20 protein-coding genes and 1 pseudogene are annotated in these 22,782 nt (G+C 72.1%); 9 read left to right on the forward strand and 12 right to left on the reverse strand.

Annotation, left to right across the window (positions count from 1 at the left end; all coding sequences use genetic code 11):
* The first annotated feature begins 79 nt into the window (after nt 1-79).
* The 4 genes from NKI68_RS14545 (at nt 80) to NKI68_RS14560 (ending at nt 3,530) form a co-directional block, all read left to right on the forward strand.
* The gene (locus NKI68_RS14545) at nt 80-1,228 is read left to right on the forward strand and encodes an SLC13 family permease (RefSeq protein ID WP_256562688.1); all 1,149 of its coding nucleotides are present in this window, start codon (nt 80-82) and stop codon (nt 1,226-1,228) included.
* A gap of 121 nt (nt 1,229-1,349) precedes the next feature.
* Nucleotides 1,350-2,438: an AI-2E family transporter gene (locus NKI68_RS14550; RefSeq protein ID WP_254543832.1), complete on the forward strand. Its 1,089-nt coding sequence runs from the start codon at nt 1,350-1,352 to the stop codon at nt 2,436-2,438.
* A gap of 82 nt (nt 2,439-2,520) precedes the next feature.
* Nucleotides 2,521-3,213: a hypothetical protein gene (locus NKI68_RS14555; RefSeq protein WP_254543833.1), complete on the forward strand. Its 693-nt coding sequence runs from the start codon at nt 2,521-2,523 to the stop codon at nt 3,211-3,213.
* Between the two features lie 149 nt (nt 3,214-3,362).
* A complete protein-coding gene (locus NKI68_RS14560) occupies nt 3,363-3,530 on the forward strand; it encodes a hypothetical protein (RefSeq protein ID WP_254543834.1) in 168 nt (55 codons plus the stop codon).
* 83 nt (nt 3,531-3,613) lie between these two features.
* Here the strand turns inward: NKI68_RS14560 and NKI68_RS14565 are convergent, their stop codons facing one another.
* Both NKI68_RS14565 and NKI68_RS14570 read right to left on the reverse strand, forming a co-directional pair.
* A complete protein-coding gene (locus NKI68_RS14565) occupies nt 3,614-3,835 on the reverse strand; it encodes a hypothetical protein (protein WP_254543835.1) in 222 nt (73 codons plus the stop codon).
* Complete coding sequence (locus NKI68_RS14570; RefSeq protein WP_254543836.1) at nt 3,825-4,019, reverse strand: DUF8118 domain-containing protein; 195 nt, start codon at nt 4,017-4,019, stop codon at nt 3,825-3,827. The genes NKI68_RS14565 and NKI68_RS14570 overlap by 11 nt, the downstream gene beginning before the upstream one ends.
* 314 nt (nt 4,020-4,333) lie before the next feature.
* Between NKI68_RS14570 and NKI68_RS14575 the strand changes: the two genes are divergently transcribed.
* The gene (locus NKI68_RS14575; protein WP_254543837.1) at nt 4,334-5,533 is read left to right on the forward strand and encodes a low temperature requirement protein A; all 1,200 of its coding nucleotides are present in this window, start codon (nt 4,334-4,336) and stop codon (nt 5,531-5,533) included.
* A 14-nt stretch (nt 5,534-5,547) separates the two neighbouring features.
* On the opposite strand, the gene hisF is transcribed toward NKI68_RS14575, so the two are convergent.
* Together hisF and NKI68_RS14585 are read right to left on the reverse strand one after the other, a co-directional pair.
* Nucleotides 5,548-6,360 carry an imidazole glycerol phosphate synthase subunit HisF gene (gene hisF, locus NKI68_RS14580; protein WP_254543838.1) on the reverse strand — a complete coding sequence of 271 codons (813 nt, stop codon included), beginning with the start codon at nt 6,358-6,360 and terminating at the stop codon, nt 5,548-5,550.
* Between the two features lie 74 nt (nt 6,361-6,434).
* Entirely contained in the window at nt 6,435-6,626 is a 192-nt protein-coding gene (locus NKI68_RS14585) for a DUF8027 family protein (protein WP_254543839.1), read from the reverse strand.
* 97 nt (nt 6,627-6,723) lie between these two features.
* On the opposite strand from NKI68_RS14585, the gene NKI68_RS14590 reads away from it, so the two are divergent.
* The 4 genes and pseudogenes from NKI68_RS14590 (at nt 6,724) to NKI68_RS14605 (ending at nt 10,765) form a co-directional block, all read left to right on the forward strand.
* Nucleotides 6,724-6,933, forward strand: coding sequence for an OadG family protein (locus NKI68_RS14590; RefSeq protein WP_254543840.1), 210 nt, complete (start codon nt 6,724-6,726; stop codon nt 6,931-6,933).
* Between the two features lie 151 nt (nt 6,934-7,084).
* The gene (locus NKI68_RS14595) at nt 7,085-8,860 is read left to right on the forward strand and encodes an ABC transporter substrate-binding protein (protein ID WP_254543841.1); all 1,776 of its coding nucleotides are present in this window, start codon (nt 7,085-7,087) and stop codon (nt 8,858-8,860) included.
* 2 nt (nt 8,861-8,862) lie between these two features.
* Nucleotides 8,863-9,690, forward strand: a pseudogene (locus NKI68_RS14600) (phosphatase PAP2 family protein); the annotation flags it as partial.
* Between the two features lie 355 nt (nt 9,691-10,045).
* Complete coding sequence (locus NKI68_RS14605; RefSeq protein ID WP_254543843.1) at nt 10,046-10,765, forward strand: dolichyl-phosphate hexose transferase; 720 nt, start codon at nt 10,046-10,048, stop codon at nt 10,763-10,765.
* 24 nt (nt 10,766-10,789) lie between these two features.
* Here NKI68_RS14605 and NKI68_RS14610 read toward each other — a convergent pair whose 3' ends face one another.
* The 8 genes from NKI68_RS14610 to purL form a co-directional block, all read right to left on the reverse strand.
* Nucleotides 10,790-12,457 carry a GMC family oxidoreductase gene (locus NKI68_RS14610; RefSeq protein ID WP_254543844.1) on the reverse strand — a complete coding sequence of 556 codons (1,668 nt, stop codon included), beginning with the start codon at nt 12,455-12,457 and terminating at the stop codon, nt 10,790-10,792.
* A gap of 19 nt (nt 12,458-12,476) precedes the next feature.
* Complete coding sequence (locus NKI68_RS14615; protein WP_254543845.1) at nt 12,477-13,031, reverse strand: gluconate 2-dehydrogenase subunit 3 family protein; 555 nt, start codon at nt 13,029-13,031, stop codon at nt 12,477-12,479.
* 26 nt (nt 13,032-13,057) lie between these two features.
* Nucleotides 13,058-15,283, reverse strand: coding sequence for a DUF7846 domain-containing protein (locus tag NKI68_RS14620; protein ID WP_254543846.1), 2,226 nt, complete (start codon nt 15,281-15,283; stop codon nt 13,058-13,060).
* A gap of 3 nt (nt 15,284-15,286) precedes the next feature.
* Nucleotides 15,287-16,429, reverse strand: coding sequence for an ABC transporter ATP-binding protein (locus NKI68_RS14625; protein WP_254543847.1), 1,143 nt, complete (start codon nt 16,427-16,429; stop codon nt 15,287-15,289).
* Complete coding sequence (locus NKI68_RS14630; RefSeq protein ID WP_254543848.1) at nt 16,419-18,089, reverse strand: ABC transporter permease; 1,671 nt, start codon at nt 18,087-18,089, stop codon at nt 16,419-16,421. Before NKI68_RS14630 ends, NKI68_RS14625 begins: the two co-directional genes overlap by 11 nt.
* Before the next feature lie 13 nt (nt 18,090-18,102).
* Complete coding sequence (locus tag NKI68_RS14635) at nt 18,103-19,266, reverse strand: iron ABC transporter substrate-binding protein (RefSeq protein WP_254543849.1); 1,164 nt, start codon at nt 19,264-19,266, stop codon at nt 18,103-18,105.
* A 92-nt stretch (nt 19,267-19,358) separates the two neighbouring features.
* Entirely contained in the window at nt 19,359-20,519 is a 1,161-nt protein-coding gene (locus tag NKI68_RS14640) for an alpha-1 4-glucan-protein synthase (RefSeq protein ID WP_254543850.1), read from the reverse strand.
* A gap of 66 nt (nt 20,520-20,585) precedes the next feature.
* The gene (gene purL, locus NKI68_RS14645) at nt 20,586-22,772 is read right to left on the reverse strand and encodes a phosphoribosylformylglycinamidine synthase subunit PurL (RefSeq protein WP_254543851.1); all 2,187 of its coding nucleotides are present in this window, start codon (nt 22,770-22,772) and stop codon (nt 20,586-20,588) included.
* Nucleotides 22,773-22,782: the final 10 nt, after the last annotated feature.

The following is a 22,782-nucleotide window of genomic DNA, read 5'->3' on the forward strand; positions in this document are numbered from 1 at the left end:
CATCGGCGTCCTCGCCGGTCCCCTCACGGTCACCGCCGACGACGGTCTCGCCCTGTTCGTCGTCTTCGGAACGTTCGTCCTGCTCGCGGTTCGCCGCGTGCGCGGCTACCCGCTCGACAGGCCGACGACCGCCGCCGGCGGTGCGGTCCTCGTCCTCGCGATCGGGGCGATCTCGACCGAACGGGCGCTCGCCGCCGTCGACGCGGGGACGCTCCTCCTGCTGTTCGGCATGATGGTCCACGTCGAGGCGCTCGCGCTGAGCGGGTTCTACGGCTGGTGCGCCGCCCGCCTCGTCGCGCTCGCCGGGACGGTCCGCCGGCTGACGCTCGGGACGCTCGTCCTCGCCTCGGTGCTGAGCGCGATCGCGCTCAACGACGCCGTCGTGCTGCTGCTCACGCCCATCCTGCTCCGGGCGCTCGCGGAGACGGACACCGAGGTGGACGTCGTCCCGACGCTCCTCGCGGTCGTCCTCGGCGCGAACGTCGGCAGCGTCGCCACGCCCCTCGGCAACCCGCAGAACGCGTACGTCCTCTCGCGGAGCGGACTCTCGGCCGCGGAGTTCATCGCCGCGCTCGCGCCCGTCGCCGCCGTCGCGCTCGTCGTCGCCGCGCTCGCGCTGGTGCCGTTCACGCCGCGCGGTCTGACGCTCGCCCCGGTCGACGCGCCCGCGTTCGACCGGACCGGGGCGGCGGCGAGCCTCTGTTTTCTCGGAGCGACCCTCACCGTTCTCGTCGTCCGTCCCGACCTCGACCCCGGCGCGGTGGCGGCCTCGCTCGGCGTCGCGCACGTCGCCTGGCTCCAGGCGACCCGACAGATACCGGGCGACGTCGTGCTCGACGGGATCGACTGGGGGTTGCTCGTGCTGTTCACCGGGATGTTCGTCCTCGTCGGCGCGCTGGAGGGGACCGTCGTCACCGACGCCCTCGCCCGCGTCGGCGGCGGGTTCGAACTCGCCGCGGCCACCTTCGTCCTCTCGAACCTCGTGAGCAACGTCCCCGCCGTCGTCCTGCTCTCGACGGCCGTCTCGACGCCGGACGGCTGGCTCGTCCTCGCCGCCGTGAGCACGCTCGCGGGGAACGCGACGCCGATCGCGAGCGCCGCGACGCTCATCGTGCTCGAACAGGCAAGCGGCGCTGACGTGGAGATCCCCGTCCTCCGGGTCGTCCTCGTGGGGACGCCGGTCGCGCTCGCGACCACGCTCGTCGCCGTCCTCATGCTCTCGCCGTGAATGCGCGAACCGGGAGGCGAACCGTTCGCGCTCGGCCTGCAATCGCGGGCACCGCGCTGAAACGTCGCCGGGGCGAACGACTCGCCGGTCGAGGTCGACGCTCCCTCGCCTGTTGTCACCCATGCTCTCGCGCACCGATTTCGACGTCGACACTCGGACGGCCGTCCTCTGGGCGCTCGGTGCGGCGATCACCGCGGCCGTCGCGTACGCGGTGTTCCAGTTCTTCGGCTCCCTGGTGTTCGCCCTCTTCGCCTACTACGCCTCGCGTCCGATCTACCGGCGACTGGCCGCCAGGACCGACCACCCGGACCTCGCGGTGACGGCGACCGTCCTGCTGTTCACGCTGCCGGTCCTCGCCGTCGCGGGGTACGGTCTCCTCGTCGCCGTCCAGGAACTCGACCGGGCGCTGCTGGCGGCCGGGCTGGATCGGTACCGATCGCTGTTACAACCGTACCTGCACGTCGTCCGGCAGCGGGACCTGCAGGCGATCGTCGCGATGCTCCAGCGCCCGGAGCGGACGCTCGGTCCCCTGGCCCAGCGGGTCCTCAGGCGGGGGTTCGGATTCGTCGTGACGGTCGCGGGGACGGTCCTCGCCGTCCTGGGGCGGCTGTTCCTGGCGCTCGTCTACCTGTTCTACCTCCTGCGCGACGACGGGCGGATCGCCGACTGGTTCCGTCGGATCGCCGACCACGACCCGGACCTGCTGACGTTCGCCGAGGGCGTCGACGACAAGTTGGGAACGCTCTTCTTCGGGAACCTCCTCACCATCGTCACGACCGGCGCGATCGCCGCCGTCACCTACCTCCTGATCGACCGGTTCGTCCCGGCGGGCGGCATCGCGTATCCCGTCCTGCTCGGGGCGCTCATCGGGATCGGGACGCTCGTCCCCGCGGTCGGGATCAAGATCGTCTACCTCCCGTACACGGCGCTCCTCCTGTTCGACGCCCTGGCGGGCGAGACGCCGCTGTGGTTTCCCGCCCTCTTCTTCGTCGTCTCGCTGATCGTCGTCGACACCGTCCCCGACTACTTCATCCGGTCGTACCTCTCGGCGGGCGACCTCGACTTCGGGCTCGTCCTGCTCGCGTACGTCCTCGGGACGATGGTCTTCGGCTGGGTCGGGCTCTTCCTGGGGCCGATCCTGCTCGCGCTGTTCGTTCAATTCGCCCGCGGTCTCCTTCCGAAGCTGACGAGCAGGGCGCTGTCCGAGTGAACCGCTTCCGTCCCCGGACGGCCATCAAACGACCGTTTGATCCTAGCGCGGCCTTTTGCCCTCGTCCGCCGTCCTCCGATCCATGCGACGACGAACCGCCCTCGGACTCGGTGCGACGACCCTCGCCGGCGTCCTGGCGGGGTGCCTCTCGCGGCCGTCCGGCGCGGCCGGCGGCGACGGTGGTGGCGGGGGTGACGGGAACGATTCGGGTACCCGCGACGGAACCGACGGCGAACCGTCCGGCGACGCCCCCCCGACCGACGCGCCGCGTGCCGCCGTCTCCCTCGCGGGCGTGGACGACCCGCCCGACCTCCCCGTCCGCCCCGCGGTCGAGGTGCTCCACGCCGACGCGACCGACGAGCGTCCGCCGCGGCTCCGCGTCACCCTGACGAACGAGGCGGACCACGCGGTCGAGGTGGGCGAGGGGCGGGCGGTGCTGTTCGAGTACGTCGGCTCGTCGGACCGACGCCTCGTCCTGCTCCCCGGACCGGCGGATCGGTACGAGGCGATCCGCTCGGGGTGCTGGACGCTCGCCGAACCGATCGCCGTCACCGCGGAGTATCGGCTGCTCGCGCTGGACGCCGGCGAGTCGATCTCGCGGGACCTCGGCGTGTGGGGGGCGGCGGATCGCGACGGAGGCGGAGACGCGGACGCGTGCCTCCCGACCGGCGAGTTCAGATTCGAGAGCGCGTACGCCGTCGCCCGCGACGAGCAGCGGGGGCTCGACGACCCCGAGTGGGAGGCGACGTGGGGATTCGCGCTGCGCGTCGAGTAGCGAGGGGCAGCCCGCGGCGTCGCCGCGCGGTCGCCACGTCCCGTGGCCGGACACCAGTCGGGTCGACCCGGGCGTGCGCCGCTCGCGTCTCGGCTCTCCTCGGCAGTGGTGGCGCAACGTTGACCTGTCCGTGGTGTAACGAGTAACGTATGGGACTCCAACTACCCCTGGGTAAGGTACTCCTCGCGCTGGGGGCGGTCGGGAGTGCCGTCACGGGCGTCGGACTCGTCGTCCAGCGGAAGACCGGCTGGCTGTTCGGGCTGACGCTGGTCCTCACCGCGCTCTTCGGCGCGCTGGCGCTCGGCCTGATTAGCTGACGGAGGCACCTGGAGAACGAACGAGGTACGCCGGGTCAACGGCGCTCACGCCCCGAATTCGAGATCCGTTCCGAGGACCGGTACTACGGTCCGTGTCCGGTCACGCGCGATCGTCGCTCTTCTCCGCGTCGTACCTCCGGACCGTCGTCGAAGTCGCGCGCGACCGTCGCGTCCGAGAGCCGTGCCGCACGACGCTCGCGATGTGAACGCGCCGACGTTCCGTCCTCGTCGGTCGGCTCGGGCGCGTCCATCGCGCGGTACACCTCGCGCCAGCCGGCGCTCGGCGAGGCGCGCTCAGCGGGCATCGGGGCCCTCCTCGCACCGCGGACAGCCCCGTTCGAGGGTCGGGTCGGTCGCTTCGAGGCCGCACCGCTCGCAGCGCCAGTAGTAGTGGTCGAGGCGACCGTACCGGTCGTAGCCCGCGTGCGGACCGGAGACGGGCGGGACGGGACGCGTCGCTCTTCGTGGGCAGTGATCGTTCGTGGACATCGGGATTCTCCGTCGGAAACGCGGCGTCGCGGCGGGGCACCTGGGATCGGGCACCTCGGGGGAAGTCCGCCCCGACGACGCACTCGTAGCTGCGTCTCCCCGGGATACGGCGCGGCCGTCTACAACGAGTCTCGGCGGTTGCGGCGAGTCGTCTCTGGTCTCCGCGTGTGATCCGGGGGAGACAGGTAGAGAGAGGGGTTCGACCGGTAAAAGGGGGCGGCTAGCGCGGTGAAAGTGAAGGACGCGACAGGTTTCGAAGGCGACCGATCCGTTCGGTCGCCCAAGGCTATGCGGTGGTGTGGCATACGAACCGTATGTTCCGCTCCGCCCTCGCGTCGCTCGCGTCGCCCGCGCTGCACGACGCGGAGTCCGACCCGGAGCGCCACGCCACGTGGCTCGAACTGTTCTTCGACCTCGTGTTCGTCGTGGCGGTCGCCGAACTGGGACACCTCCTCGCGGAGAACCTCACGCCCGGCGGCATCGTCGAGTTCGCGGCGCTGTTCGTCCCCGTCTGGTGGGTCTGGATCACGCACAGCTACTACGGTGACGTCTTCGACGACGGGGACGCGGTCTACCCCCTCGCCACGCTCGCCACGATGTTCGGCGTCGTCGTCTGGTCGGTGACGTTCCACGGCGCGCTCCACGGCGGGTCGGTCGGGTACGTCCTCGTCTACCTCGCGCTCCGCGCGCTGTCGGTCGGCCTCTACCTCTTCGCCGCCAGCACCACCCCGGAGGCCCGGACGCTGGCGCGGCGGTTCGCGGCCGGCTACTCGCTCGGACTCGCCCTCTGGGTCGCCTCGCTGGCCGTCCCGGAGCCGCTGCGCTTCGGTCTCTGGGCGATCGGCCTCGCGGTCGAGGCGCTCTCCTCGCCGGTCGTCTACGTCACGCTCCCCGACGTGCCGGCGCAGGTGTCGCACATGGACGAGCGCTTCGGCCTCTTCACGATCATCGTCCTCGGGGAGGCGATCGTCGCGGTCGCCGCGGGTACCGCCGAGGTCGAGTGGGCGCTCGCGCCCGCCCTCGCCGCGACCTGTGGGTTCGTCGTCGCCGTCTGCCTGTGGTGGCTCTACTTCGAGTACTCCGACGCGACGGTGATCGACCGCGCGCTCGTGAGCGACGCCCGCGGCCTCACCAGGTCCTTCGTCTACGGATACGGCCACCTCGCGCTGTTCGCCAGCATCGTCGCCACCGGCGTCGGTATCGGCGCGGTCATCGACGCGGCGGCGGCGAGTGCGGCGCTCTCGACCAGCGCGCGCATCGTCCTCTGTGGCGGTCTCGGCGTCTTCCTGCTCGGCCTGATCGTGGTCCAGTGGGCGGCCGTACAGCCCGTCGCCGGCGCGACGGCCGCCGTCCGCCTCGGCGCGGCGGCGGCGTTCCTCCTCGTCGGGGTCGTCGGCGTCGGCCTCCCCCCGTCGATCCTGCTCGCCGGCCTCACGGCGCTGGTGCTCTGCGTCCTCGGATCGGAACTCGTCCGCGCTCGTCGGGGCGTCGCGGGCGTGGAAGCGGAGATCTGATCCGCCCCGATCGATCAGCGGCGGACCGGCACGCCCCGCTCCGCGAGGTACTCCTTGACCTCGCCGATGGTGTACTCCTCGAAGTGGAAGATTGAGGCGGCGAGCGCGGCGTCCGCCCCCGCCTCGGTGAACACCTCGTAGGCGTCCTCGGGGCCGCCGCAGCCGGAGGAGGCGATGACCGGCGTCGAGACGGCCTCGCAGACCGCTCTCGTGAGCGGGACGTCGTAGCCGTCCTTCGTGCCGTCGGCGTCGATGGAGTTGACGAACAGTTCACCCGCCCCGCGCGATTCGGCCTCTCGCGCCCACTCGATCACGTCGACGCCGGTCCCCTCTCGGCCGCCCCGCTTGGTGCACTCGAACCAGCAGGACTCGCCGTCGACCCGCGCGTAGTGCTCGCCCGCCTCGTCGAAGCGTCGCCGGGCGTCGACGCTGATGACGATGCACTGGCTGCCGAACGCCCTCGCGCCCTCCGTGATGAGTTCGGGGCGCTCGAGCGCGCCCGTGGTGATGGAGACCTTGTCAGCCCCGGCGCGGAGCGTCTCCTTGATGTCCTCGCGGGTGCGGATGCCGCCGCCCACCGTGAGGGGGATGAAGCACTCGTCGGCGACGCGCTCTACGACCGACAGCATCGTCTCTCGGCCCTCCGCGCTCGCGGTGATGTCGAGGAAGACGAACTCGTCCGCGCCCGCCTCGTTGTACTTCTTCGCCAGTTCGACCGGATCGCCGGTGTACCTGAGGTTCTCGAAGTGGACCCCCGTGTAGACCGCCGCGTTCCCGTCCTCGTCCAGGTCCACGTCGATGCACGGGATGATCCGCTTGGTCAGCATCTACCCCCGCTTGGCGGGTGGCGGGTTTCACCGTTTCGACAGCGTGTCACGCCGTGGTCCGCCCGCTGTGCTCGCTACTCTCGCCTCGACGCCGACTTCGACAGCAACTCGCGCACGGTCGCCTCGTCGAGCACGTCCACGAGGTCCGCGCCCGCCTCGTAGCGCCGCCGTCCCTCCTCGTCGAGTACGTCCGCCGGCTCGCGGTCTCCCAGTCGGTCGAGCAGCAGGCGGTCCAGATCTTCGGGGTCGTAACCGGGTACGGGCATGCGTCGGCGTTCGTCACGTGGTACCAAAAACCATCGTTCGCGCGTGGCGGACTGTAACTCCGACAAGGCAAAGTACGCGCCCCGACGAGTCGTGGACATGAGCGACAGTCCCAGCGACGCCGGCGACGTCGGCGTGGACACGGAACACGAGCACCACGAGAGCGACACGCCCGAACCGCGCCCCGACGAGCGCCAGACGGCCCCGCAGGGACCCTACACGACGGGGCAGGTGACGACCGGGTTCGTCGTCGCGCTCGTCGGGATGGCCGTCGTCTTCGGCGTCCCGATCCTGCTCACGCTGTCCTGATCCCCGCGTCCGGCGGCCCCTCTCGGCGCTCCGTCGCCGACCGCGTAGCGGATGCGTTCGGCGGTCGTGACCGTCTCAATAGAACTATATCGGTCACGTTATATGTCTCGAGAAGGAGCTTCAGCAGGAGAGTTCGGGGGGACGACAGACTATGGCTCGCGAATCAGCGCGCACACGAACGACGCGCAGGCGGGTGATCGGCGGAGCGGCGAGCGCCTCGCTCGCCGCCACCGCCGGCTGTCTCGAGGGCGTCTGGAACACCGCGGGGCGGGAGCGGGCGGAACAGCTCTCGCTTCGCATCAAGACGCTCCCGACCGACGCCGATCCGTACGCCGTTCGCATCGCCCGGGCGCTGGCGGGCGCGCTGGAGGCGGTCGGCGTCGACACGGAACTGCTGCCGATGGCGGAGGAGGCCCTGCTCCGCGACCTGCTCGTCAACCACGACTTCGACCTCTACGTCGCGCCCCATCCCGGTGGCCGCGATCCGGACTTCCTGCGTCCGTTCCTGCACTCGCGGTACGCGGGCGAGCGGGGCTGGCAGAACCCGCTCGGCTACACCGACCTGTCGGTGGACGAACTGCTCGACGAACAGCGTCGCCGCGAGGGGGCGGCCCGGTCGGCGGCCCTCGCCGACCTGCAGACGGCGATCGCGGAGGCGCAACCGTTCACGGTCGTGGCGTTTCCGGACGACATCGTCGCGGCGCGGCGGGATCGGTTCACGGGGTGGACGCGGACGCCGCCGACGGGACCGCTCGGGTTCCTCGCGGTCGATCGGGCCGAAGCCACCCGTCCAACGGTCCTCCGCGCCCTGCTCCGCGACGCGCGCGCCACGAACAACCTCAACCCGCTCGCGGCGGAACACCGCGACCGGGGGACGGTCCTGGGACTGGTGTACGACTCGCTGGGTCGCCCCTACCGGGGCGAGGTCCGCCCCTGGCTCGCGCGTGAGTGGGAGTGGACCGGGGGCGACGGCGACTGTCGGGCGAGGGTCACCCTCCGGCGGGCCGACTGGCACGACGGGCGTCCCGTCACCGCCCGCGACGTGGCGTTCACCTACCGGTTCCTCGACGACACCTCGCTCGGCGAGGCGGAGGCCCCCGTTCCGGCGGGGCGGTTCCGCGGCGAGGGGTCGCTCGTTGCGGACGTGCGCGCGGTCGGCGAGCGGGTCGTCGAGTTCGACTTCGAGGCGGTCGCGCCGTCGGTCGCGGAGCGGGCGTTCACCGTCCCGGTGCTTCCGCGGCACGTCTGGCGCGAGCGAACGGACCCCGCGACGGTCGCGGGCGTGTCGGTCGGCGCGCGGACGACGGAGGCGCTCGTCTGGGGGAACTCCCGTCCGATCGGGAGCGGACCGCTCCGGGTGGACGCGGTCGAACCGAACGAGCGCCTCGTCCTCTCGCGCGTCGGGGGGCACTTCCTCGAGCGGGTCGACGGCGACCTCGGCGCGGCCGTCGGGGGGCGCCCCGCGTTCGACCGGCTGGAGCTGTACCCCGTTCCCTCGGACTCCGTGGCGGTCGAACTGCTCGCGGAGGGACGGGCCGACGTGGTCGCCGGCGCGCTCGGCTCGTCGGTCGCACCGGAAATTGGCCGCGCGCCCGCGCTCTCACTGCTCGCCCGCCGCTCGCCGTCGTTCTACCACGTCGGCTACAACGCGCGTCGCGCGCCCCTGTCGAACGTCCGGTTCCGACGGGCGGTCGCCCGCCTGCTCGACCGGGCGGCCCTCGTCGAGTCGGTCTTCGACGGCTACGCCGCCCCCGCGGTCAGCCCGCTCGCGGCGACCGGGAGCGTCGCACCCGAGTTGGCGTGGGACGGCGAGGCCCCGATCCTCCCGTTCGTCGGGGAGGACGGCGACCTCGACGTCGAGCGGGCCAGAGCACAGTTCGTCGAAGCCGGCTACCGATACCGGGAGGGCCGCCTCCTCCATGGGTGACGATGGATCTGGGTGAGGTCCTCGCGAGCGTCGTGGTCGTCTCCGGTTCGATGCTGGCGGTCGCCGCGCTCCTCCTCGTCGGGCCGGCGCGTCTCGTCGCGACGGCGCGCGACGCCCCCCGTCGCCTGCGCGACGCCGCGCCCGGGCTCGGTCTGCTGGTCGGGGTCCTCCTCGTGAACAAGGTCGCGCGGGACTACGGCCCCGAGGTGTCCTGGCTCATCGGGTGGAACGTGACGGGGACGATCCTCGACGTCGAGGGGGCGTTCGTCGCCGCCGTCCAGTCGGTCGCGACGCCGGCGCTCACCGCGTACTTCTCGTTCGTCTACGTCTACGGCTACGTCTTCCTGCTCGTCTTCCCGCTCGTCGCGTACGTCGCGCTCGAACGGGTCGAGGCGCTCCAGCGGACGGCGGTCGCCTACAGCCTCAACTACGCCATCGGGCTGATCTGTTACACGCTGTTCATCTCCTACGGTCCGCGGAACGTCATGCCCGAACTCGTCGAACCGCTGCTCTACTCGACGTACCCGAGTTCGCAACTGCTCACGAGCGAGGTGAACACGAACACCAACGTCTTCCCCTCGCTTCACACCTCGCTGTCGGTGACCGTCGCCCTGCTCGCCTGGGAGACGCGCGACCGCTACCCGCGCTGGGTCCCCGTCGCCGTCGTCCTCGCCGCGAGCGTCGTGGTCTCGACGATGTACCTCGGCATCCACTGGGGGACCGACGTCCTCGCCGGGGTCGTCCTCGCCGTCGGGAGCGTCCGGCTCTCGGGTCCCGCCGTCGCGTGGCTCCGTCGCCGTCTCGACGCGCGCACCGAGAGGGGACGCGACCGCCGCGGGGGACGCGACGGACGGGGCGGAACCGGCGGCCGCCGACCCGACCCCGGGACCGACGAGCGGGCGAGCGAGGGGCGGGGAGCGGTGGCGAGCGCAAGCGGGGAGAGGGAGACGAGTGAGAACGAGGTGACGAATGAGAACGGGGTGACGAGCGATGACGGGGACGAGGCGACCCGGAGGGGGAAGGCGGAGGAGGGAGCCGATTCCCGCGCCGGGACGACTCGCTCGCGGTGACGGCGCGTTACGGTTCGATTTCCCCTCGATTCTCCCGTCGAGGACCCTCACCGTCACGGACAGGAGTTTTTGGCAAACCTAAACATTCAAGTTCGACCCCGGGAACCCTCGGGTAATGAGTCTGACACTCGATCGCGGGCGGACCGAGACGTACACGTTCGACGACGTGAGCGTCGTCATGGGGACGTACAACGAGGAGGCGGCGATCGGAACCGTCCTCGACGACGTTGCGCGCGTGACGGACGGTCGCGCCGAGGTCGTCTGCGTCGACGGGTCGTCGGATCGGACGCCGGAGATCGCCCGCGAGCGCGGCGCGCGCGTCGTCCAGCAGCGACCGCGGGGCTACGGCGTGGCGGTCGAGGCGGCGCTCGCGAGCGCGACCCGGCCGGTCGTCGTCACGGTCGACTGCGACGACACCTACCCGATGGAGCGCCTCCCCGACTTCCTCGACGCGATCAACGCGGGCTACGACGTGGTCAGCGGCGACCGCCTGTACCACGGCGCGCGGGCGATGCCGCCGGTGAACCGGCTCGGGAACCGCGCGTTCGCGCTGCTGGCCAGTCTGCTCGCGGGTCGCCGCCTCCACGACGTGACGACCGGCATGCGCGCCTACCGGCGGGAGGTCGTCGACCGCATCGAGTGGACGGAGAACACGGGGCTGTCGGCCGAACTCCTCGTCAGGCCGGTCGTGCGCGGGTACGCCGTCCGCGAACTCCCCATCGAGTACGGGGAGCGGGCGGGCGAGACGACGCTCGACCCCCTCTCCGGGGGCGCGGCCATCGCGACGTCGATCGTCCGCGTCGGCCTCGAAGAGCGCGTTCGGAAACTGCGTTGACCGTCGCCCGGGCGCTCTGAACGTTCAGAGCGTCTCGTCGACGTGGTCCGCTACGCGAAGGGCCAGCGCCGCGATCGTCAGGGTGGGGTTCATCGCGCCGCTCGTGACGAAGACGCCGCTCGACGCGATCCAGCAGTTGTCGAGGTCGTGGGTCCGAAGCGTCGAGTCGACGACGCTCTCCTCCGGATCGGTCCCCATCCGCGTCGTCCCCATGTGGTGGAAGGCGGGACCGGTGTTCTCGGGGCCGACGGTCCAGGTGATCTCGACGCCGAGTTCGGAGAGGATCGCCCGCTGGATCTCGTTGGCCCGCTCGATGGTGCGCTTCGTCCGGTCGTCGATCCGCCAGTGGATCGCCGGCACGGGGTTGCCGTGGTCGTCGGTCCGCGAGCGGTCGAGCGCGACGCGGTTCTCCCGCCGGGGGAGCTGACCGACCAGCGCCCCCATGGCGATCTCGTTCCCGTACGCCTCCCGCAGAACGGAGAGCAGGTCGTCGCCCCACTCCTCGGCCCCGAGGGCCATTTCGACCGGCGAGGGGCCGGCGTAGTTGAGGAACTCCAGTTTGATACTCCCCACGTCGGCGTCCGTTCCGGGGATCCCGCGCGTCGCGCGGCCCGGATCGTCGTAGAACTGGTGGCACTCGCTGGTGATGAACCCGACGTGGTTCTGCCGCGTCGGCTCGTCGAGCCGGCCGCCCACGCCCGCGAACAGGTGATCCATGAAGTAGCGTCCCACGAGCCCGCTGGAGTTGGCGAGGCCGTCGGGGTGCCGGTCGGACGCCGACAGGAGGAGCAGGCGGGGCGTCTCGACGCCGCCGCAGGCGACGACGAACCGGCGGGCCTCCTGTCGGTGCTCCTCGCCGTCGGGGGTGGCGTAGACGGCCGCCTCGACGACCTCGCCGGAGTCGCCGTGTTCGAGGCGCTGGACCGCCGCCCGGTCGACGACGCGAGCCCCCTCGGCCTCGGCCTCGGCGACGTGGACCTCGGCGGTGTACTTCGCCCCGGAGGGGCAGACGGGCTTGCAGGTGCCGTAGCCGACGCACGGGCCGCGCCCGTCGTAGGCCTCCGAGTTGCGGGCGTTGCCCACGGAGTGCATCGCCACGCCCAGTCGCTCGCAGGCGTCGGCGAAGAGCGAGTCGCCGTAGGAGGGCGGGAAGGCGGGCATCGGGAACGGCCCGTCCCGGGGCGGCGCGAAGGGGTCGTCGACCGCGCCGGCGACGCCGAGTTCGCGCTCGGCCCGCGCGTAGTACGGCGCGAGGTCGTCGTACCCGATCGGCCAGTCGTCGGCCACCCCCTCGCGGGTGCGCCGCTCGAAGTCGAGTTCGTGCAGGCGCATCACCATCCCCTGCCAGTGGAGCGTCGACCCGCCGACGCCCTTCACCCGGGCGGCGTTGAGCGGGTAGCGTCGCTCCCCCGGCGAGGTGAACGCGTCGCGCGCGCCGCCCATCTCCCACACCGACCCGCCGCCGGGGCGGATGCTCCGCTCCATCTGCCGCAGGCGCTCTGCGGGGTCGAACCGCCGACCCGCCTCCAGCACGACCACGTCGCGCCCCCGCCGGGCGAGCGTCGCGGCGACGAGCGCGCCCGCCGGTCCCGACCCGATCACGCAGACGTCGACCCGTCCCGAGGGTCGGCGGTCCGCCTCCCCGCCCGTTCCCGCGCGGGTCCCGTCGCTCCCGCCGCTCCCGTCGCTCATCGCCGCTCGCTCCCCCCGATCACGACCTCGGCCCCCGTCGATAGCTCTCGAGCCCGCCGGGATACCCCTGCGGGTTCTCGATGCCGACCAGCCGCCCGCCCGTCGGCGACGCGTAGAACGCGTAGAGCAGTTCGTTCACCAGGTAGTACCGCAGGCGCTCGGCGTCCGTCCCGTCGGGGTTCGGCTCCGCGGTGGCGACGCCGAGTTCCCGGAGCAGTCCGTCCCGGTCGCCGTCGTCGAGCGTCGCGTACCGACCGCCGTACCACGACTCGGCGGACGCGTCGAGCGTCGAGAGGACGTCCCGGACGCCCGCCGCGTACGCCGGCCGGTCGCGAATCCGCCCGACGACGTAGGTCTCGACGAACTCCGGGACGCCCGTCGCCGCCGACGGGTAGAGGACGGTCGCGACCGCGACGAGCGTCGCCACCTCCTCCCCGTCGAACGCGGCCGACTCGCCCTCCCCGTGTTCCCCGTCAGCGCGACTGAGCCGATCCCAGGTCAGCGACGCGCCGCCGGCGACGAGCGCCCCGCTCGCCGCCAGCGCGGCCAGGGCGTCGCGTCGCGTCAGTTCCATCGCCGCGGGATTAGGCAGACCTAAACTTATGGCTTGCCATCCATCGGCACGCGCGGCGGGCTCCGAGGGCTCGGAGCGCGGGACGCGTTCGTCGCGCTGGCGTCGCTCTCGACGGCCACGCCGTCCACGTACTCCCCGTCGGGTCCGACGTACGTCCCCTCGGTCCCGCACTCGGTGACCAGCGCGCAGACCCGCGTCTCCGGCGGCCAGACGGCGCGGACGCCCTCGTCCGTGGCCTCGACGGTGAGTTCCTGACGGTAGGTGAGCGTCCCCCCCGCGCGGTCGGCGAACGTCACGACCAGATCGACCTCGCTCGCGCCGTCGGGGAGACGGATCGCCGGTGCCCCCCCGTTTCCGTCCGACGCGAGGCCGCTCCCGGCGACGAAGGGATGGTTCGTCGCCCGCGCCCCCTCCGGTCCGACGGTCCACCGGACGGTCACCGCGTCGCCCGGGTCGTCCACCGCGTAGCGGGCGTAGCCCGACGCCGTCTCGACGCGGACCCACGCGCGTTCCATCCCCTCGGGCGCGCCGACGGTCGTCGTCGCCTCGACGCGCTCCCCGCGGAGCACCGTCAGCCGACGGAGTTCCGGTTCGACGGGCGTCACCGCGCCCGTCCACCCCCCGCGGTAGGTGAACCGGTAGAGCGTGCGGTTCTCGACGGCGTCGATCGTCGCCAGGTCGCGCGCCGGGCCGCGGTCCTGGGCGTATATCACCGGTCCGTCGAACCCGGGGTCGTTGCGGAGGTGCTGGAACGGGTGGGCGCTCCAGGGTCCGTACGGCGTGGGGACGAACACGAGCGCGCGGTCGAACTCGGCGCGCTCGATCGGCTCGTACGTCGCCTCGAAATTCTCGGTTCGGAGCCGGTTCTCGGCCACGGGGTCGGCGAGCGCCCCCCGCTCCGCCGCGGCGACGACGGGCGCGCCGACGAGCAGGACGACGAGCACGACCGCGTGCGCCGCGGACGGCGAGAGTCGATCGGCCGTCGCCCGTCGGAGGGCCCGCAGGCCGCGGACCGCGCCCGCCGCGGCGAACGCCGACAGCGGGACGAGGGCGTCGAAGTGGTAGTACGGACCCAGCAGGTCGAACAGCCCGCTCAGGAGGCCGTTGTACGTCCCCCAGAAGAAGAAATTGCCGGCGATCACGGAGACGAACACCCCGACGAGGACGAGGCCGACCTCGCGGTCGGTCATGCCGCTCGTCGAGGGGCGGACCGGCGGCCCGCGGAGATCCAGGGCGAACAGTCCGAGGCCGACCGCCGCGAGCGCCGTCCCGACGGGACCGGCGGCCGTCCACTCGCCGAGCAGGCGGGCGACGACCGCGACCGTCGTCGCGAGCGCGACCCCGGCCGTGTAGTTCACCTCGTGGCCGAGGATCTCCCGCCGCCCCAGTCCCAGCCCGTCGTTCGGGGCGAACGCCTCGTAGGGAAAGAGGAGCGGGTCGCCGGTCACCAGGGCGTTGTACCCGAGCGTGACCCCGACGAACGCGAGGCCGGGGACGGCGATCGCGGCGTACCGACGCAGCACGGACGGGAACGCCCCGGTTCGCCGCGCCCGCCACAGCACGGCGAGGGCGTGGGCGACGAACGGGAGCGCGAACAGCAGCGCGGTGTACGGTCGAGAGAAGAACGCGACGCCGATCGCCGCTCCCGCCGCGAGCGCGTAGCCGAGCCGCCCCGTCCGGGCCGCCCGGACGTAGCAGACGGCGAACGCCAGGTCGAAGAGCGTCGTCGGCGCGTACGCGAGGAACACCGAGGAGGTCAGGAGGAAGAGCGGCGACCCCGCGAGCGCGACGACGGCGACGAGGCCGACCCTGCGGTCGAACGCCTGCGACGCCAGCGCGTACGTCAGCGCCGCGTTGCCGGCGGCGACGGCGGCGAGGGCGACGCGGTAGTCGCCGGCGACGGCCCTCCCGAGCGCGAAGACGGCCGGCGCGACGGGGGCGTACTTCGAGTACATCCGGACCGCCCCGCCCGGTCCCCGGTCCACGACGAAGAACCAGGGTCGGACCGCGCCCGCGAGGTCGCCGGGATAGAGGAACACCTGCCCGTCGAGGAGCATCGCGGCCTGCAGGAGGTAGACGCCCTCGTCGTCGTTGACGCTGTGGTACGCGAAGAGGTCGGTCGCGAGGTACCAGACGACGGCACCGGTGGCGAGCGCGAGCGCCGCGGCGAGGAACCGCTCCGGGGCGTCGAGGCCGAGGCGGTGCACGACGGCCCGGACTCCCCGCACGATCCGGCGGTCGGCCCGGCGCATGCGTCAGTCGCCCGCGGTCCCGGCGACGTCGGCCCCCCGGGGGAACCACGACAGCTCGTGGTCCGCCTCGAGCACCACCGCCACCCGCTCGTCGAGGTCGATCCGGTCGTCGTGGTTGTGCATGCAGCCGACGCGCTCGCCGGTGTCGAGTTCGACCTCGTACAGCACCGTCGGCCCGAGGTACCGGCGGGAGACGACCCGTCCGTTCGCCTCCGGCGCTGTCTCGTCCGCCCGCACGTCGTCGGGGCGGACGAGGACCTCGATCGTCGATCCCTCGTACTCGGCGGCGAGGCCGTGGATGCGCTCGCGGGCGACGGGGCCGACGCCCGTCTCGACCGCGTCCGCGCCGACGCGCCCGGAGAGGAAGCTCGCGTGCCCGAGGAAGCCCGCGACGAACCGCGACTCGGGGTGCTGGAACACCCGATCCGGGCGGCCGATCTGCTCGATCCGCCCGTCGTTGACGACGGCGACCCGATCGCTGATCGACATCGCCTCCTCCTGGTCGTGCGTGACCGAGACGGCAGTCACCCCGGCGCGCTTTACGATCTGCCGGACCTCCTCGCGCATCTCGACCCGGAGGTCCACGTCGAGGTTCGAGAACGGCTCGTCGAGGAGGAGGATCGCCGGCTCCGGGGCGATCGAGCGGGCGAGCGCGACCCGCTGTCGCTGGCCGCCGGAGAGTTCGCTCGGGTAGCTCTCGCCCTGCGGCCCGAGCCCCACGAGGTCGAGCAGTTCGTCCACCCGCCGCTCGCGGTCGGCGCGGTCCCACCCCTTCAGTCCGAAGGCGACGTTCTCGCGGGCCGTCAGGTGCGGGAAGAGGGCGAACTCCTGGAAGACGACGCCGATCCCGCGATCCTCGGGCGGGACGAACGCGTCCGGTCCCGAGACGACCGCGCCGTTCAGCCGGATCTCCCCCTCGTCCGGGCGGTCGAGCCCCGCGATCAGCCGGAGCGTCGTCGTCTTGCCGCACCCCGAGGGGCCGAGCAGCGTCAGGATCTCGCCCTCGCGCACCGACAGCGAGAGGTCGCGGATGACCGACTCCGACCCGAAGCGCTTCGACACGCCGGCGAGTTCGAGCACCGCCTCGACCGCGGCGTCGTTCGGTGCGTCCGTCCGGTTCACGGTTCGCGTCGTACTATCTGACATCGTACCCCTCTTGCGATATGATCACGAGCATCGACAGCGCGGAGACCCCGAGCAGGATGAGCGCGGGGACGACGGCGTAGCCGAAGTACCCCTGGCCGTAGGCCGACCAGATCCGCGTCACGAGCGTGTCGAACCCCGTGGGCGCGAGCAGCAGCGTCGCCGGGAGTTCCTTCATCGTGGTCAGGAACACGAGCGCCGCACCCCCGAGCAGTCCCGGCGCGACGAGCGGGAGCGTCACCGCGCGGAACGCGCCGGCCGAGGTCCGCCCGAGCGTCCGCGCCGCCTCCGGCAGCGCGGGGTCCACCCGGAGGAACGACGCCCGCAGCGAGCCGACCGCCTGGGGCAGGAAGCGGACCACGTAGGCGAACACCAGGAGGTACAGCGTCTGGTAGATCGGCGTCGCGTAGGAGGTGCCGAGGTAGACCAGCGCGAGGCCGAGGACGACCCCGGGGACCGCGTAGCCGACGTAGGTGGCCCGCTCGAACGACGCCGTCAGCGGCGATCGGTACCACGCCGCCAGGTAGGCGACGGGGAGCGCCGCCGCGGTCGCGGCGAGCGCCGCCGCCCCCGAGACGCCGACGGAGTTGAACACGTACGCCGCCCTGAACGCGAGCGCGGTCCCCCCCGCGCCGCTCGCGTTGACGAACCAGACGCCGAGGATGGCGAGCGGCACGACGAGCGCCAGCGCCGGGACGGCCGCGCAGAACAGCACCGCCGGGGCGGTCCACCTGCCGAGCGGGACCGTGTCGTGGTGGTGGCCGCCCCCGGTGTAGAGCGGTCCGCTCCCCCGGACGCGCGATTCGAGCGCGAGGATCAGCAGCGTGACCGCCACCAGCAGCAGCGACAGGAGCGCCGCCAGGTCGCGGCCGAAGGTGGTGAACTCGACGTAGATGACGCGCGTGAACGCGTCGAAGCGCATGATCGCGGGGGTCCCGAAGTCAGAGAGCGTGTACAGCGCGACGAGCAGGCTTCCCGCGGCGACCGCCGGGCGGATCTGCGGGACGGTCACGCGCCTGAACGCCTCCCACCGCGAGTGCTCGAGCGTCCGCGCCGCGTCGACGAGGCGCGTGTCGAGCGACGTGAGCGCGGCGCGCGTCGTGATGTAGACGTACGGGTAGGTGTACAGCGTGAGCACGAGCGTCGCGCCGGCGAAGCCGTAGATGGTCGGGAGCGACTCGACGCCGAGCGGTTCGAGGAGCCGCTGGAACGCCCCCTTCGGGCCGAACGCCGAGACGAAGGCGAACGCACCGATGTAGCTCGGGACGACGAGCGGTAGCGAGACGGCGACCGTAAACAGCCGGCGCAGCGGGAGATCGGTGCGGACCGTCAGGTACGCGAGCGGGACGCCGACGAGGATCGACGCGCCGGTGACGGCCGCGACGAGCGCCGCGCTGTTGAGGAACACGCGGACGGTCTCCGGCCGCGTGAGCAGCGCGACGGCCTCCGCCGGACCGCCCGCGAGCGCCGTCCGGACGAGCCAGAGCAGCGGCAGCAGCACGAGGGCGGCGACGGCGGCGCTCGCGGCCGTCGGCGCGAGGGGCGGTCGGTCGCGCCGGCGGGCCGCCCCGGTCGCGCCTCGTCCGCCCGCGGTTCCTCGCCCCCCGGTTCCCCGATCGCCGGTCGCGCCCCGCTCGTCGGTCGTCGGTCCCCCCGCCGTCATCGTTCGCTCGACCTCACAGCACGCCGACGTCGCGCATGAGGCGGATGGTACCCTCGAAGTCCGACAGCTGCGTGAGGTCCAGCCCCTTCGGCGGGTTCAGTTCGTCGATCGTGGGGAGCCGTCCGATCGGCTCGACCCCCGGGACGAGCGGGTACTCGAAGGTCTCCCGCGCGAAGTAGTCCTGCGCCTCGGCCGAGAGGAGGTGGCGCACGAAGTTCGCAGCCAGCGTCCCGTCGGCGGCGGTCTTCAGCACGCAGGCTCCAGCGACGTTGAACATCGCGCCCGCGTCGCCCTTCGTGAACGCGGTGGCGATGGGGGCGTCGCCGCCGCGGCCGGCGAGCACGCGCTGGATGTAGTAGTGGTTCGCGAAGCCGACGGCGATCTCCCCGTCGGCGATCGCCTCGGCGACGCGGAACTCGTCGCTGTACTCGCGGACGCCGAGGTCCAGGATCCCCCGGAGCCACTTCTTCGTCGCCGCGTCCCCCTCGAGCACGCGCATCGCGGTGACGAACGACTGGAACGAGCTGTACGTCGGTGCCCACCCGATCTTCCCGGCGAACGCCCGTTTCTCCGGGAAGACCATGATGTCGTTCGGGATGGCAGACTTCTCGAACTGCTCGGTGTTGTACGGCACGGTCCGCGCGCGTCCCGAGGTCCCCGTCCACTGCCCGTCGGGGTCGCGGAACTCCTCGCGGACGAGATCGAGGACGTCCGTCGGGAGCTTCGTCGTGAACCCGTCCTTCTTCAGTTCGCCGAGCGAACTGGCGTCGACCGTGAAGAACACCTCCGCGGGGCTGTTCTTGCCCTCGGTCTCGATCTGGTTCACCAGCTCCGCCGCCGAGTTGTACCGCACCCGAACGTCGAGGTCGGGGTAGAGGTCCTCGATGAACGAGATCAGCTCACCGACGAGCACCTCGCCGCGGGCGGAGTAGACCGTGAGCGTCCCGCTCATCTCCGGCATCTCCGCCATCGACGTCCCGCCGGTTATCTCGCGGTCACCGAAGGGCGACCGCCCGGACCCGATCTGTCCGATCGGCTTCGAACCCTTCTCTCCGTTCTCGTTCGATCCGCCGAACAACCCGGAACAGCCGGCGAGCCCGGCGACGCCCGCGACCGCACCCGCCCCGAGGAGCCGGCGACGAGTGATCACTCGTCCCGATGAACCCTCCGTCGTCATACTGGTTTAGGTGGACCTAAAGACCATATACCTGCCGGTTCTCTCGAGAACGGGTCGCCGACGCGACGGTTCGGGATTCGAGTACCGTCGGGTCAGTCGTCGGCGGTGACCGGGGCGGTGCGGGCCGCCGCGAGTCGGTCGAGGCAGTCGAGCCAGTCGCGCATGTACTCGCCGACGTGGTTGAGGAACGCGCCGTTTTCGTACGCGGACCAGTCGCCGTCGGCGAGGGCGTCTGCCATCGCGGCGAACGCCCCGGCGTAGGAGCCGGCCGACGGCTCGACGCCGTCGACGATCTCCCAGAGGTGTTCGTTCAGTTCCAGCCCCGGCACCTCGGCGTTGAGATCGTCGAACGTGGAGCGCGGGGCCTTGTTGTGCTCGCAGAGCGGGTAGCCGGTGACGATCTCGGCGTCGAGGAGGTCCGTCGCGCGCTTGAGGAACACGCCGCTCCAGATGTCGTCGAACCGGCCGACGTTCCACTCGTTGTCGTCCATCGGAAGCTGGTAGAAGGCGGGGACGACCTCCCGCTCGAACGCGAGGTTCATCGAGCAGACGGTGAGGTACTGCCCGCGCTCGGCGACGAAGTTCCCGGCGAAGTCGTCGGCCGTCGTCCGCGTCCGCGCCTGCCCCCGCAGGTCGCCGTCCATCAGGATGCGGACGGCGTCGAGGTCGGGCACGTTCGTCCACAGCCCCTGCGAGGCGACGACGTTCGTCACGCGCGTCGTCCCCGTCTCGACCGTCTCGCCCATCGCGGCGTAGGGGTACCCCCGGGGGTAGAGCCCGTGCTCGTCGGCGTTCTGGTAGAGGACGTTCACCCACCGCTCGTCGGAGCGGACCGACTCGATCGGCCCCTCGTACGCGAGGTTCGCGAAGTGCGTCCCGAAGAAGTCGAAGTCGGGGTGGGGCAGCGTGTCGTCGTCGATGAAGAACCCGTAGTCAAAGCGCTCGTCCGCCCACATGTACATGAGGCCGAAGCTCGTCTCGGCGTGGCTCGCCGCCGGGATCAGGCCCGCGTACTCCTCGACGCCGTGGCGGGCGTACCACTCCTCGCGGCGCGTCCCGTCGAACACCTCCCCGGAGACGCCCTCCTCGCGGAGCATCGCGCGCATCTCGTCGGTCGCGCAGAAGTCCTCGGTGACGAGCAGCACGTGCAGTCGATCGAGGTCGAACCCGTGCCGGCGCGCGTTCTCGAAGTACGCCCGGAGGCACTCGAACTCGCGGATCGTCGGGACGATTACGCACGTGTCTGGAGCCATCGGTTACCTCCCCGATTTTTAGGATGGCCTAAAAACTTGTCGTTCCGACGCAGCCGCGGCGACCTGTCACTCCAGTTCCCGGGCGATGACGTCCCGGAGCGCGGCGATCTCGCCCGCGTCGTAGGCGAGCGTCTCGCCGCCGACGCGGAGCGTCAGCGTTCCCGTCGAGTTCGCCTCGCCGAGGTCCGTCACCGGGGCGACGCCGTCGAAGCGCTCGCGAACCGCCTCGGGGTCGGTCGTCTCCACGACCGCGCGCCCGGGCGTCTCGTCGAACAGCGCCCGGGCGTCCCCGACGGTCGCGGTCGCGCCCGCCGCCTCCGTCACCATCTCCGCGAGCGTCGCGGCGAGGCCGCCGTGGCTCGCGTCGTGGACCGCGAGCGTCGCGGGGTGGTCCGCCACGTCGGCGAGCGCGGAGAGCGCGTCCGCGGGGGCCTCGGGCAGCGCGGGGAACCGGTCGCTCCCGCCGAACCGCGCGAGGTACTCCGACCCGCCGAGGCGCGCCTCGCCGCGGGCCAGCGGCCCGTCGCCGACGACGAGGAGGGCACCCTCCCCGGCGAGCGACGCGGGCGGCGCGTCGTACCCCGCCCTCGTCCCCACCATCGCCAGCGTCGGCGTGGGCGGGATCGGCCCCGAGGCGGAGTCGTTGTACAGCGAGACGTTCCCGCCGACGACCGGGACGGAGAGATCGCGACACATGTCCGCGAGTCCGTCCACGATCGCGCGGAAGCCGCCGTACACCTCCGGCTTCTCCGGGTTACCGCCGTTCAGGCAGTCGACGGCGGCGAGCGGGTGCGCGCCCTTCGCCGCGAGGTTCGTCGCGTTCTCCAGCGCGACCGCGCGCGCCCCCTCGTAGGGGTCGGCGCTCGTCCAGTTGGGGTCCGCGCCCGCCGAGATCGCGAGGCCCGTCTCGCGGGCCTCCGGCCCGCTCGCCCCCTCCGCGGCGCGTGGCTCCGCGCCCACTTCACGAACGGCCAGCACCGCCGCGTCGTCGCCCGGCCGGACGACCGTCCGCGCGCCCACCTCGTGGTCGTACTGGCGGTAGACCCAGCGCTTGCTCGCCGTGTTGGGGCTCCCGACGACCGCCTCGAACGCCTCTCGCAACGGTGCGTCGGGCAGGTCGCGCTCGGGGGGCGCGGGCGCGACGGCGTCGAGGTCGTTCGTCGGCGCGCCGTCGGCCAGGTACTCGGCGGGCACGTCGACGACCGTCTCGCGGTCTCCTCCCCCGTCGGCGAACGTACAAACGTAGTTACCCTCGGTCACCTCGCCGATGACCGAGCAGCCGAGGTCGAACCGCCCCGCGAGTTCGCGGACGCGCTCGACGTCGTCCGGGCGCACCTCGTAGCACATGCGCTCCTGGGACTCCGCGAGGAGGATCTCGAGCGGGCGCATGTCCGGCTCGCGCTGGTGGACCGCGTCGAGGTCGATGCGCGCGCCGAGGCCGCCCTTCGCGACCATCTCGCTCGACGCGCCGCCGAGTCCGGCCGCGCCGAGGTCGCGGGCGGCGACGACCAGCCCCTCGTCGAGCAGCGCCTCGTTACACTCGATCAGCAGCTTCTCCGTGTAGGGGTCGCCCACCTGCACCGCCGGGCGGTCCTCCGTCTCCGCGTCCTCGCTCAGGTCCTCGCTGGCGAAGGAGGCCCCGCCGAGGCCGTCGCGGCCGGTCGCGTTGCCGACGAGCACGAGCGCGTTCCCCGATTCCTGCGCCCGGGCGGTGACGAGGCGGTCGGCGCGCAGCAGGCCGACGCAGGCGACGTTCACCAGCGGGTTCCCCTCGTAGTCGGGGTGGAAGGCGACGCTCCCGCCGACGGTGGGCACGCCGATGGAGTTGCCGTAGTCGGCGATCCCCTCCACGACGCCCTCGAAGAGGTACCGCGAGTGCTCGCGGTCGAACGCGCCGAAGTAGAGCGAGTCGGTGAGCGCGATCGGGTACGCCCCCATCGAGAGCGTGTCGCGGACGATCCCGCCGACGCCCGTCGCCGCGCCGTCGTAGGGATCGACGTAGGAGGGGTGGTTGTGGCTCTCGATGCCCAGCGTGATATACCAGTCCTCCGCCAGTTCGACCACGGCGGCGTCGTCGCCCGGCCCCACGACGACCTGTCCACCCCGACTGTCGAACGCCGACAGCAGGGGACGCGAGGAGCGGTACGCGCAGTGTTCGCTCCAGAGGTTCTCGAAGAGCGCTTCCTCCGCCGGCGTCGGGTCGCGGCCGAGTTCCTCGACGACGAGTTCGCGGTCCGAGGGGGTGAGCGGCATTCACCTGTCT

This window comes from Halomarina pelagica, from assembly GCF_024228315.1.
Classification (GTDB): Archaea; Halobacteriota; Halobacteria; order Halobacteriales; family Haloarculaceae; genus Halomarina; species Halomarina pelagica.